General features: G+C 74.6%; 8 protein-coding genes and 1 pseudogene. 2 read left to right on the top strand and 7 right to left on the bottom strand.

Features of this window, described 5'->3' with window-relative positions:
* Positions 1-47 precede the first annotated feature (47 nt).
* Complete coding sequence (locus ACFYZF_RS12010) at positions 48-2,738, top strand: ATP-dependent RNA helicase (RefSeq protein WP_387018858.1); 2,691 nt, start codon at positions 48-50, stop codon at positions 2,736-2,738.
* A 69-nt stretch (positions 2,739-2,807) separates the two neighbouring features.
* On the opposite strand, the gene ACFYZF_RS12005 is transcribed toward ACFYZF_RS12010, so the two are convergent.
* Positions 2,808-3,536, bottom strand: coding sequence for a PP2C family protein-serine/threonine phosphatase (locus tag ACFYZF_RS12005; protein WP_387018855.1), 729 nt, complete (start codon positions 3,534-3,536; stop codon positions 2,808-2,810).
* 221 nt (positions 3,537-3,757) lie between these two features.
* Here ACFYZF_RS12005 and ACFYZF_RS12000 point away from each other — a divergent pair, with 221 nt between their 5' ends.
* Positions 3,758-6,379, top strand: coding sequence for a glycoside hydrolase family 9 protein (locus ACFYZF_RS12000; RefSeq protein WP_387018852.1), 2,622 nt, complete (start codon positions 3,758-3,760; stop codon positions 6,377-6,379).
* 179 nt (positions 6,380-6,558) lie between these two features.
* Here the strand turns inward: ACFYZF_RS12000 and ACFYZF_RS11995 are convergent, their stop codons facing one another.
* The 6 genes and pseudogenes from ACFYZF_RS11995 to ACFYZF_RS11970 all read right to left on the bottom strand — a co-directional run bounded on the left by ACFYZF_RS11995 (position 6,559) and on the right by ACFYZF_RS11970 (position 12,155).
* Entirely contained in the window at positions 6,559-7,278 is a 720-nt protein-coding gene (locus tag ACFYZF_RS11995; protein ID WP_387019311.1) for a S1 family peptidase, read from the bottom strand.
* Positions 7,276-7,689 (bottom strand): annotated as a pseudogene (locus ACFYZF_RS11990) (snapalysin family zinc-dependent metalloprotease); the annotation flags it as partial. The gene ACFYZF_RS11995 and the pseudogene ACFYZF_RS11990, both read right to left, overlap by 3 nt.
* Before the next feature lie 186 nt (positions 7,690-7,875).
* Positions 7,876-8,133 (bottom strand): UBP-type zinc finger domain-containing protein, encoded by a 258-nt coding sequence (locus ACFYZF_RS11985; RefSeq protein ID WP_387018849.1) that lies wholly within the window; start codon positions 8,131-8,133, stop codon positions 7,876-7,878.
* Complete coding sequence (locus ACFYZF_RS11980; protein ID WP_387018846.1) at positions 8,133-9,704, bottom strand: Na+/H+ antiporter; 1,572 nt, start codon at positions 9,702-9,704, stop codon at positions 8,133-8,135. Before ACFYZF_RS11980 ends, ACFYZF_RS11985 begins: the two co-directional genes overlap by 1 nt.
* Positions 9,705-9,741: 37 nt before the next feature.
* Positions 9,742-10,704 carry a TIGR03885 family FMN-dependent LLM class oxidoreductase gene (locus tag ACFYZF_RS11975; protein WP_387018844.1) on the bottom strand — a complete coding sequence of 321 codons (963 nt, stop codon included), beginning with the start codon at positions 10,702-10,704 and terminating at the stop codon, positions 9,742-9,744.
* Positions 10,705-10,742: 38 nt separating this feature from the next.
* Positions 10,743-12,155, bottom strand: coding sequence for an NADP-dependent succinic semialdehyde dehydrogenase (locus ACFYZF_RS11970; RefSeq protein ID WP_387018841.1), 1,413 nt, complete (start codon positions 12,153-12,155; stop codon positions 10,743-10,745).
* Between the last annotated feature and the right edge of the window lie 9 nt (positions 12,156-12,164).

Genomic DNA, 12,164 nt, shown 5'->3' with positions numbered 1-12,164 from the left:
CGGTACGCACCGACGGACGCCCACGCCGTCGGTGCGACAGTAGGTAGGTGCTCGACGACGTACACCTCGACCTGCCGGTCCGGCCCGTGCTGCCGGCGCTGCTCGACGCGCTGCGCGCGGCCGGCGGCGCGGTCCTCGTGGCGCCCCCGGGCACCGGGAAGACCACCCTCGCCCCGCTGGCCGTGGCCGGGGCGGTCGCCGGCCGGGTGGTGATCGCCCAGCCCCGCCGGGTGGCCGCCCGCGCGGCGGCGCACCGGATGGCCGCCCTGCTCGGCGAGCGGGTCGGCGACCGGGTCGGGTACGCGGTGCGCGGCGAGCGCCGGGTCGGCCCCGCCACCCGGGTCGAGGTGGTCACCACCGGCCTGCTGGTACGCCGACTGCACCACGACCCGGAGCTGCCCGGGGTCGGCGCGGTGCTGCTGGACGAGTGCCACGAGCGGCAGCTCGACGCCGACCTGGCGCTGGCGTTCACCGTCCAGGCGCGGGCGACACTGCGCCCCGACCTGTGGCTGGCCGCCATGTCGGCCACCCCGGACGCGGACCGGTTCGCCGAACTGCTCGGCACCGACGGCACGCCGGCCCCGGTGGTCCGGGCCTCCTCGGCCCTGCACCCGGTGACCCGGGTCTGGGCCCCGCCGCCCCGGCCGGTCACCCCTTCCGGGGCCGGCCGCGTCGACCCGGCGCTGCTGGACCACGTCGCGGCGACCGTACGCCGGGCCCTGGCCGAGCGGGACGGGGACGTGCTGGTCTTCTTGCCCGGGGTGGGCGAGATCGCTGCCGTGACCCGCCGACTGGCCGACCTGCGTGGCTCCGTCGCCCTGCTGCCGCTGCACGGCCGGCTGCGCGGGGCGGAGCAGGACGCCGCGCTGCGTCCCGCCGACCGGCGACGGGTGGTGCTGGCCACCGCCGTGGCGGAGAGCAGCCTCACCGTCCCCGGGGTCCGGACGGTGGTCGACGCCGGGCTCGCCCGGGTGCCCCGGGTGGACCTGGCCCGAGGGCTGGGCGCGCTGGTCACGGTGCCGGTGTCCCGGGCCGCCGCCACCCAGCGGGCCGGCCGGGCCGGCCGGGAGGCCCCCGGGCACGTGTACCGGTGCTGGTCGGAGGCCACCCATGCCCGGCTCGCCGCGCAGCCGGAGCCGGAGATCTCGACCGCCGACCTCACCGGGTTCGCCCTGGAGCTGGCTGCCTGGGGCGAGCCGGACGGCAGCGGGCTGGCCCTGCCCGACCCCCCGCCGGCCGCCGCGATGACGGTCGCCCGGGAGACCCTGACCACCCTCGGCGCGCTGGACGCGGCCGGGCGGATCACCGCCCGGGGGCGGGCGATCGCCGGCGCGGGGGCGCATCCCCGGCTGGCCCGGGCCCTGCTGGACGGAGCAGCGGTGGTCGGCGCCGACCGGGCCGCCGAGGTGGTGGCGCTGCTCGCCGAGGACACCGTCGCCGGGCCGGGCGACGACCTGACCGCCGGGTGGCGCCGGCTGCGCTCGGGTGCCGACCCGGGCGCCACGGCCCGCTGGCGTGCCGAGGTGCGCCGGCTCCGCGCCGCCCTGCCCGCCGGGACGGACAGCCACCGGCCCACGGAGCACGTCGTCCGGTCGGGGACACCGCACGGTTCCGCCGGCCCGGCCCTCGACCCCGGGCGCGGCCCGTCCCGCGCGCCCGGGGTTACGGACGGCCACACGTCCCGCGCTCCGGACGGCCGCGCGCCCCGCGACACGGACGGCCGCACGCCCGCCCGGGAGCGTGGGGAGGGCCGACTGCCCGACGATCTCGCCGCCGGGCTGTTGGTCGGGCTGGCGTACCCGGAGCGGCTGGCCCGGGTGCGCCGGGCCGGCGGGTCGGCGTACCTGATGGCGGGCGGAACCGAGGCGGAGCTGGCGCCGGGCTCGGGGCTGACCGGCGCGACGTGGCTGGCCATCGCGGTGGCCGACCGTACCCCCGGCGCGCCGACCGCCCGGGTCCGGCTGGCCACCGGCCTGGACGAGGCGACCGCCCGCGAGGCCGGCGGCCCGCTGCTGCGTTCCGCCCGGGAGGTGACCTGGTCCGGCGGCGACGTGGTGGCCCGGGAGGTGGTCCGGCTCGGCGCGATCGAGCTGGTCGCCCGGGCGCTGGTCCGGCCGGAGCCGGCGCTGGTGGCCGCGGCGCTGCGCGACGGGCTGCGCCGCGGCGGCCTGGCGCTGCTGACCTGGACCCCAGCCGCGCGGGCGCTGCGCGAGCGGATGGCGTTCTGCCGGCGCGCCCTCGGCCCGGACTGGCCGGACGTGGGCGACGAGGCGCTGCTCGCCGGGGCGGACGCCTGGCTCGGCCCGGAGCTGGCCGCCGCCCGACGCCGGGCCGACCTGGCCCGGGTCGACGTGACCGCCGCCCTGCGCAGGCTGCTGCCCTGGCAGCAGGCCGCCCGGCTCGACGAGCTGGCCCCGGAGCGGCTCGCCGTGCCCAGCGGCTCCCGCGTCCGGGTGGACTACGCCGACCCGGCCGCCCCGGTCCTGGCGGTGAAGCTCCAGGAGACCTTCGGCTGGGCCGAGGCGCCCCGGATCGCCGACGGTCGGGTGCCGGTGCTGCTGCACCTGCTCTCCCCCGCCGGCCGCCCGGTGGCGGTCACCGCGGACCTGGCGTCGTTCTGGCGTACCGGCTACCCGCAGGTCCGCGCCGAGCTACGCGGGCGCTACCCCCGGCACCCCTGGCCGGAGGATCCGACCACCGCCGAGCCCACCCGCCGGGCCGCCCCACGCCGCCGCTGACCCGCCGCACCCGCCGCGCCGGGCTGACCCGCCGCCGTACCCCGACGCGCCGCCGCCGACCCGGCCGGGTCAGTCCTCGACGACCACGTCGGCGACGACGACGGTGACGTTGTCGGGGCCGCCGGCGCGTAACGCCAGATCGATCAGCCGCCGGGCGCACCCGTCCCGGTCCGGGTGGGCGCCGAGCACCTCGGCGAGGGTGTCCGGGCGGACCACGTTGGACAACCCGTCGCTGCACAGCAGCCACCGGTCGCCGGCCCGGGGCACCATCGTCGCGTACGCCGGGGAGACCTGCTCGCCCTGCAACGCCTGGGTGACCACGGCCCGTCGGGGGTGGCTCGCGGCCTGGTCGGCGGTGATCACGCCCTGGTCGACGAGCATCTGCACGAAGGTGTCGTCCCGGGTGATCTGCTTGAGCACCCCCTCCCGGTAGAGGTAGGCGCGGGAGTCCCCGACGTGGGCCAGCGCGAGGCAGCTTCCGGTTCGGGCGAAGAGCAGGGCGGTCAGGGTGGTGCCCATGCCCTGCCGCTCCGGGTCCTCCCGCACCGCCTCGCGGATCCCCGCGGTCGCCAGCTCGATCCCGCTCTGCAGGGCGGCGACCAGAGCGTCCTCCGGGGTCGCCAGGTCCAGCGGCCTGACCGCGTCGATCGCGATCCGGCTGGCCAGGTCGCCGGCCGCCATCCCGCCCATGCCGTCGGCGACGGCGACGAGCCAGGTGCCGGAGTGCAGGGCGTCCTGGTTGCCGCTGCGAATCAGCCCGCGGTCACTCACCCCCACGGAACGCAGCTTCAGGGTCATGGGACGCAGCCTGCCAGTTGGAGGGTGCAGTTGTCTCTAGGAGATCGCCGCGACGTCGCGTGGCGCGGCGAATCTCACGCGACGGACCGGACCAGGGGTGTGAACGGGTCCGGTTTATTCAGCATCCTCAATTGACACGGCGGACACCCGCTGGAAATATCGGAGCGATACTGGGAGCGCTCCCAGGAACCGATGCAGTCCCTCCCCCGGAAGGAACCCCCGTGACGTCATCCCGACGCCGCCGACGCCGCCTCGCGGCACTCGCCGTGGCGACCACCCTGGCCCTCGTCGGCACCACCGCCGGCATGGCCCACGCCGAGGTCCCACCGGACGCCCCCGAGCAGCTGAAGAACGGCGACTTCGGCGCGGGCGTCACCCCCTGGTTCTCCTACGGCACCGGCCCGCTCGGCGTCACCGACGGCCGGCTCTGCGCCACCGTCCCCGGCGGGCTGGCCAACCCCTGGGACGCCGGCATCGGCCAGGACGCCGTGCCGCTGAAAGCCGGCGCCGAGTACGAGCTGACCTTCGACATCTCCGCCACCCCCGGGGCGAACGTCAAGGCCGTCCTCCAACTCGGCGCCGCCCCCTACACGCAGTACGCCAGTGTGGACGCCGCCGCCACCAGCGGCAGCCAGCACTTCGCCAAGACCTTCACCGCCGGCGAGGACAACCCGGGCGCGCAGCTCATCTTCCAGGTCGGCGGTGCCGCCGCCGAGCAGACGGTCTGCCTGGACAACGTCTCGCTGCGCGGCGGCGAGCCGCCCGAGCCGTACGAGCCGGACACCGGCCCCCGGGTACGGGTGAACCAGGTCGGCTACCTGCCCGGCGGCCCCAAGAACGCCACCGTGGTCACCGAGGCCGCCACCCCCCTCGACTGGCAGCTCCGCTCCGCCGCCGGCGTCGTGGTGGCCGGCGGGCGAAGCACCCCGCGCGGGGTCGACGAGGCGTCCGGCCAGAACGTGCAGACCGTCGACTTCTCCGCGTACCGCACCCCGGGCACCGGCTACACCCTGGTCGCCGACGGCGAGACCAGCCACCCGTTCGACATCTCCGGCACGCTCTACGACAAGCTGCGCGCCGACGCCCTCCAGTTCTTCTACGTCCAGCGCAGCGGCATCGCCATCGACGGCGACCTGGTCGGCGACGAGTACGCCCGCCCCGCCGGGCACCTCGGCGTCGCCCCCAACCAGGGCGACACCCGCGTGCCCTGCCAGCCGGGGGTCTGTGACTACTCCCTCGACGTGCGCGGCGGCTGGTACGACGCGGGCGACCACGGCAAGTACGTGGTCAACGGCGGCATCGCCACGTACCAGCTCCTGAACGCCTTCGAGCGGACCAAGACGGCGGCCACCGCCGACGGCGGCGCAGGCCTGGCCGACGGCTCGCTGCGGGTGCCCGAGCGCGGCAACGGCGTGCCGGACGTCCTCGACGAGGCCCGCTGGGAGCTGGAGTTCCTGCTGCGCATGCAGGTGCCGGCCGGCAAGCCGCTGGCCGGGATGGCCCACCACAAGATCCACGACAGGAACTGGACCGGCCTGCCGCTCGACCCGGCCGCCGACCCGCAGCCACGCGAGCTGCACCCGCCGTCCACGGCCGCCACCCTCAACCTGGCCGCCGTCGCCGCCCAGTGCGCCCGCCTGTTCGCCCCGTACGACGCTACGTTCGCCACCCGCTGCGGCACCGCCGCGAAGACCGCGTACGCGGCGGCCAAGGCCCACCCGGCCGTGTACGCCAGCCCGGCCGACGCCACCGGCGGCGGCGCGTACGACGACACCGACGTCAGCGACGAGTTCTACTGGGCCGCGGCGGAGCTGTACCTGACCACCGGCACGCCGGCGTACCTGACCGACGTGACCGCCTCGAAGCACCACACCGGCGCGGTCTTCGGCGACCAGGGCTTCGGCTGGCAGGGCGTGGCCGCGCTGGGCCGGCTCGACCTGGCCACCGTGCCGAGCGGCCTGCCCACCGCCGACCGCGACCGGGTACGTGCCTCGGTGAGCGCCGCCGCCGACCGCTACCTGGAGATCCTGCGCAGCCAGGCGTACGGGCTGCCGATGCCCGGCGACGCGGCCAGCTACTTCTGGGGCGGCAACGGCAACATCGCCAACAACGCGGTCGTGCTGGGCACCGCCTTCGACCTGACCCGGGACGCGAAGTACCGGGACGGGGCGGTGCAGGCGGCGGACTACCTGTTCGGCCGCAACGCGCTCAACATCTCGTACGTGACCGGGTGGGGCGAGCACGCCGCGCGGAACCAGCACAGCCGGATGTTCGGCAACCAGTTCGACCCGACCCTGCCGAACCCGCCGGCCGGCTCGCTGGCCGGTGGCGCGAACGCCGCCCTCCAGGATCCGTTCTCGGCGAACCTGCTGGCCGGCTGCGAGCCGCAGTTCTGCTACATCGACGACATCAACTCGTACTCGACGAACGAGGTGGCGATCAACTGGAACTCGGCGCTGGCCTGGCTGGCCTCGTTCCTCGCCGACCAGGACGACGCGGCGGCCGTCCCCGCCCCGACCTGCGCCGTGACGTACACCAACTACGGCACCTGGCAGGGCGGCACCGGGTTCACCGCCCAGGTGACCCTCCGCAACACGGGCCCCGCCGCGGTGAACGGCTGGACCGCCCGGTTCGCCTTCACCGGCGACCAGAAGGTGCGCGAGGCGTGGATGGCGAAGGTGACCCAGTCCGGGGCCACGGTGACCGCGAGGAACGAGTCGTACAACGCCCGGATCGAACCGGGCGCCACCGCGACCTTCGGCTTCAACGCGACCACCGCCGGCGGCGCCAACCCCGCCCCCACCCTGATCACGCTCAACGGCTCCCCCTGCACCGCGTCCTAACCACCCACCCCCACCTCCACCCCCGGGGGTGGAGGGCCCGCAATTGACGGAAAGAGTGGCCTCCCTGGGCGGGGAGGCCACTCTTTCCGTCAATGTGCGCGGGGGAGCGCGCGGGGAGCGTGGGGAGAGCCGGGGCCGGGGGGCTTCGGCAGGGCCGGTCGTGGGTGCGGGTTCGGGGGTTAGGCGGGGAGGCCGCCCACCTGGGTGTTGATCCAGGTACGGATCGACGGCAGGTCACCGTAGATCGACGGGCCGGTGGCGCAGGTGGGGTTGTTGTTGCCTGCCCGGCTGGTCGCGCCGATCAGGTTCCACACGCCGTTGACCTTGCGGACCTGGGGGCCGCCGGAGTCGCCGTAGCAGGCGCCGGCGACGCCGCCGGTGTTGTTGGTGCAGATCTCGTACGTGGCGTTGATGCCGCTGCACCGGCTGTCGGCCACGATCGAGGTGTCCAGTTCCCGGGCCACGGTCGGCGCGGAGCCGCAGCCGGACGTCGGGCAGGTCTGGCCCCAGCCGATGATCCGGGTGGCGGTGCCCACCGCTCCCGAGGTGGTCGGGATCGTGGCCGGCGCGTGGCTGACCGAGGTGGCGAGCTGGAACAGCTTGACGTCGATCGACGGATGGTTGACCGCCCTGCTCACCGCGGCGACGGTGCCGCCGCTGGTGCGGTTGGTGCTGCCCACCCGCACCGAGGCCGGCGTCGGGCAGTGCTTCGCGGTGACCACCCAGTTGGCCTTGATCAGCGAGGCGGTGCAGCCGGAGCTGTACACCAGGAAGGAGTAGTTCTCCGAGGCGGTGACGCCGCCGACGACGTTCGGCGAGATGTCCCCGTCGGCCTCCTCGCCGTTCCAGACGTACGTCTTCTCGGCGGTCGACCCGGCGGCGAGGCCGCCGGCGAACAGCGAGTTGACCCGGGACGCCTCGGCGGCGCTGGGGTTCGCGTTGGCGCAGGAGACGGGCGCGCTGCTGCCGGACATCAGGTCGGTGCAGAGCCCGGTGCGGTTGTCGGGCAGGCCGAGGATGTGGCCGATCTCGTGGGTGGCGATCCGGGTCCGGTTGTACCCCTGGTTCACCGCCTGCCAGCCCATCCACACCCGGCCGTTGCCGAGCGAGGTCGTCTGCGCCCGGGGCCAGCCGGTGTCGACGTAGATGGTGATGTTGCCCGGGGTGGCCGGCAGCAGCCGGACGGTGCTGACCTTGCCGTTCCAGATCTGGGCGGCCTGGTCGAAGTTGGTACGGAACTCGCCGGCCCGGCTGGCGTCGTAGTAGACGGTGCGGACGGCGGACGCGCTGGTGCCGGTGGCGGCCAGCATGCCGGCCGCGGACAGGACCACCGCGGCCACGGCTCCCACCGTGCGCAGCAGGTGTCGTCGGATCACACGCACTCCTCTGGATCACGGCGGCGCTGCCGCCTCCATCGATGTGCGTCGACAATAAATCGGCTTCGGTCGATCCACTGCATAGCGGTTGCGTCATACGACCACGGAGCGCGGGAGGCGTCAGCCGATCTCCTCGTCGACGAAGCACCAGCGCCACGCCTCCCCCGGCTGGATCGAGCGCATCACCGGGTGCCCGGTGGCCTCGAAGTGCTTCGTGGCGTGCTGGTACGGCGAGGAGTCGCAGCAGCCGACCTGCCCGCAGGCCAGGCAGGCCCGCAGGTGCACCCAGTCGTCGTTGCCGACGGCAACGCATTCGGGGCACTCCGCCGTGGTCAGCGGCTCGACGGCACCCGCCTCGGCAAGATGCTGGCAGCTCATCACTCGGTCTCCTGTCGCAGCAACGACTCCTCCAGGTCCAGGTCACGGTAGGCCCGCACCAGCACCTCCTCGGGAATCCGGCCGGCGTCGCGGGCGGCCCGGAACACCTCCCGCTCCGCGTCGATCATCTCCTGCCGCAGCCGACCGTACGCCTGGGACGGGGTTTCCCGATCGGCGCCGCCCAGCCGCTCCCAGGCCAGGTTGGTGCGGTCCTCCAGCCCTCGGCGCAGCCGGTCCACGACCGCCTTCGGCGCGCTGTCCGCCAGCGCGTCGAGCCGCTCCCGGGCGGCCCGGCTGGCCTGCTGCTGGACGCCGGCCGCGGAGAGCGCGTCCTGCATCGGGTCGTCCGGCGGCAGCCTGAGCCGGCGGGCCACCGCCGGCAGCGTGGCGCCCTGGGCTACCAGCGTCACCACGATCACGGCGAAGGCCAGCCAGATGAACAGCTCCCGGGGGTAGGGGCGGTCCTGCGCGAGGGTGAGCGGCAGGGCCAGCGCGGCGGCCAGGGTCACCACGCCACGCATCCCGGCCCAGCCGATGGCGATCGGGAACTTCGCCGACGGCCTCGTCTCGCGCTGCCGGACCCGGGGCACCAGCCGGGCCAGGTACGTGGCCGGGAAGATCCAGACGAACCGGGCCAGGATGACCGTCGCCAGCACCGCCGCGGTGATCGCGGTCAGGAAGCCGAGCGGCTCGTCGAGGTCCCGCACCACCTCGCGCAGTTGCAGGCCGACGAGCAGGAAGACCAGCCCCTCCAACAGGAACCGGGTCAGCCGCCAGAACGCGCCGATCTGAAGGCGGGAGGCCGCCGACATCAGCAGCGGCATCCGGTGCCCGATCCCGAGCCCGGTCACCACCACCGCGACCACCCCGGAGGCGTGGATCGCCTCGGCGGCGAAGACCACCGCGAACGGCACGATCAGCGACAGCGCGTTGTCCAGCACGGCGTCGCTGATCCGCTTGTGCAGGAACCCGAAGACCACCACGCCGGCCAGCCCGACCAGGATGCCGCCGCCGGTGGCGGCCACCACCTCCCAGGCCACGTCACCGACCCCGACCGAGGTGCCGATCGTCGCCATCGTGGCGACCCGCAGCAGCACCAGCGCGGTGGCGTCGTTGATCAGGCTCTCGCCCTCAAGGATGGTCACCACCCGGCGGGGCAGCCCGATCCGCCGGGCGATCGCGGTGGCGGCCACCGCGTCCGGCGGGGCCACCACCGCGCCGAGGGCCAGGCAGACCGCGAACGGCACCGCCGGCAGCAGCAGGTGCACGACGAGGCCGACGGCGAACGCCGTGAAGATCACCAGCCCGACGGCGAGCAGCAGGATCGGCCGCAGGTTGAGCCGGAACGCCGGCACCGACGTCTCCAGGGCCGCCACGTACAGCAGCGGCGGCAGGATGCCCACCAGCACCAGGTCCGGGTCGAGCCGGACCTGGGGGAAGCCGGGCACGAAGGAGAGCACGAGGCCGAGGACCACCAGCACGATCGGCGCCAGCAGGCCGAGCCTGCGGGCCAGCGCCGCGCCGAGCGTCGCGATCGCGAGGAAGACGACGACCTCGAACAGTGGCTCCATGGGGTACGAGCCTAGGCCGCGACCCCGTCCGGACGGATCACGCCGCTCGCAGTTTCGGCAGCACCTCGGCGCCGAAGGTGTCGATGAAGGCCCGCTGCTCCTGCCCGACGTGGTGCAGGGCGATCTGGTCGAAGCCCAGCTCCAGGTACTCCTGGAGCCAGCCGACGTGCCGGCCCGGGTCGGCCGAGACGTTGACCGTCGAGGTGACCTTCGCCATCGGCACGTCGGCGGAGACCGCGTCGAAGTGCTCGGCCGTGTCCAGGTCCCAGCAGATCGGCGGGGCGAACACGTTGCTGCGCCACTGGTCGTACGCGAGGGCCTCGGCCTCGGCCTGGTCGGGCGCCCAGCTCACATGCACCTGGAGGTGCAGCGGCCCCCGGCCGCCCGCGTCCCGGTAGGCGTCGATCATCTGTCGCAGGTGATCGGTCGGGGCGTTGACGGTGATCAGCCCGTCGGCCCACTCGGCGCACCAGCGGGCGGTGGCCACGCTGACCGCCGCGCCGATCAGCGCGGGCGGCTGCTCGGGCCGGGTCCACAGCCTCGCCCGGTCGACCGTCACCAGGCCGTCGTGGCTGACCTCCTCGCCGGCCAGCAGCGCCCGGATCACGTCGACGCACTCGCGCAGCCGGGCGGTGCGGACGTCCTTGCGCGGCCAGGCGTCCCCGGTGATGTGCTCGTTGCTGGCCTCGCCGGTGCCCAGGGCCGCCCAGAACCGCCCCGGGTACATCGCACCGAGGGTGCCGATCGCCTGCGCGATGATCGCCGGGTGGTACCGCTGGCCGGGCGCGTTGACCACACCGAAGGGCAGGTTCGTGGCCTGGAGGGCGGCGCCGAGCCAGGACCAGGCGAACCCGGACTGGCCCTGCCGGGCGCTCCACGGGGAGAAGTGGTCCGAGGACATGGCCGCGTCGAAGCCCGCCCGCTCGGCGTGGATCACCGCCTCCAGCAGCTTGGCCGGGTGGATCTGCTCGTGGGACGCGTGGAAGCCGAACACCGTCATGACCGCATCTCCTACCCATGACGGTGTTCGGCCAATCGCTACTCGGCGTGCGCCCCGGCGCCGGCCGGGGCCTCGCCCCGGCCCACCCAGACGGTCTTGGTGTTGCAGAACTCGCGCATGCCCAGCGCGGACAACTCCCGGCCGTACCCGGAGTTCTTCACCCCGCCGAAGGGCAGTTCCGGGTACGAGGTGGTCATCCCGTTGACGAAGACGCTGCCGGCGTCCAGGTCGGTGGCGAAGCGCTCCTGCTCGTCCGGGTCGGTGGTCCAGGCGTTGGCGCCGAGGCCGAAGGCGGTGCCGTTGGCCACCTCGACGGCCTCGGCGTACGAGGAGACCCGGTACAGCCCGGCGACCGGCCCGAACACCTCCTCGGTCCACATCCGCATCTGCGGGGTCAGGTCGGTGACCACGGTCGGCGGGTAGAACCAGCCGTCCCCGGCCGGCTGCTCGCCGCCGCACAGCACCGTGGCGCCGTGATCCACGGCGTCCCGCACCTGGGCGTGGACCTCGTCCCGGCCGCCGGAGCTGGCCAGCGGCCCCACGTCGGTGCCGGCGTCCATCGGGTCGCCGACCCGCAGCGCGGCCATGTTCGCGGCGAACCTCTCGGCGAACGCGTCGAAGACGTCGGTGTGCACGATGAACCGCTTCGCGGCGATGCAGGACTGGCCGTTGTTCTGGCAGCGGGCGGTGGTGGCGACCTCGGCGGCCCGGTCCAGGTCCGCGGAGGGCATCACCACGAAGGGGTCGCTGCCGCCCAGTTCCAGCACGGTCTTCTTCAGCTCCCGGCCGGCGATCTGGGCGATCGACCGGCCGGCGCGCTCGCTGCCGGTGAGGGTGGCGGCCCGCACCCTCGGGTCGCTGAGGATCCGGTCCACCGCGTCCGAGCCGACCAGCAGGGTGGTGAACGCGCCCTCCGCGAAGCCGGCCCGGCGGAACAGGTCCTCCAGGTACAGGGCGGTCTGCGGCACGTTCGAGGCGTGCTTGAGCAGGCCGGTGTTGCCGGCCATCAGCGCCGGGGCGGCGAACCGCATGACCTGCCAGAGCGGAAAGTTCCACGGCATCACCGCCAGCACCGGCCCGATCGGCTGGTACCGGACGAACGCGCGGGTGGCGTTGACGGCGTGGGCGTCGGCCGGCTCGTCGGCGAGCATCCGCTCGGCGTGCGCGGCGTAGAACCGGCAGGCCGACGCGCACTTGGTCACCTCGGCCTGCGCGGCGGCGTACGTCTTGCCCATCTCGGTGGTCATCAGCCGGGCGGTGTCGTCGCGCTCGGCGTCGAGCAGGTCGGCGGCGGCGCTCAGCCACCGCCCCCGCTGCGCGACGGTGGTCCGGTGCAGGTCCCGAAAGGCCAGGTCGGCCCGCTCGATCGCCGCGTCGAGCTGCTCGGTCGACATCGGGTCGTACGACTTGAGCACCTCGCCGGTGGCGGGGTTGGTGGTGGCGATGCGCATCTCGTACTC

Origin of the sequence: Micromonospora sp. NPDC001898 (assembly GCF_042891255.1) — a bacterium.
GTDB lineage: Bacteria > Actinomycetota > Actinomycetes > Mycobacteriales > Micromonosporaceae > Micromonospora.
The sequence above is the reverse complement of the archived record's forward strand: the minus strand, read 5'-3'. Positions and strand labels throughout refer to the sequence as shown.

Coding starts and splice junctions, on each gene's coding strand:
- ACFYZF_RS11970 (WP_387018841.1), bottom strand. CDS start 12,155: ATGCGCATCGCCACCACCAACCCCGCCACCGGCGAGGTGCTCAAGTCG.
- ACFYZF_RS12005 (WP_387018855.1), bottom strand. CDS start 3,536: ATGACCCTGAAGCTGCGTTCCGTGGGGGTGAGTGACCGCGGGCTGATT.
- ACFYZF_RS11980 (WP_387018846.1), bottom strand. CDS start 9,704: ATGGAGCCACTGTTCGAGGTCGTCGTCTTCCTCGCGATCGCGACGCTC.
- ACFYZF_RS11985 (WP_387018849.1), bottom strand. CDS start 8,133: ATGAGCTGCCAGCATCTTGCCGAGGCGGGTGCCGTCGAGCCGCTGACC.
- ACFYZF_RS11975 (WP_387018844.1), bottom strand. CDS start 10,704: ATGACGGTGTTCGGCTTCCACGCGTCCCACGAGCAGATCCACCCGGCC.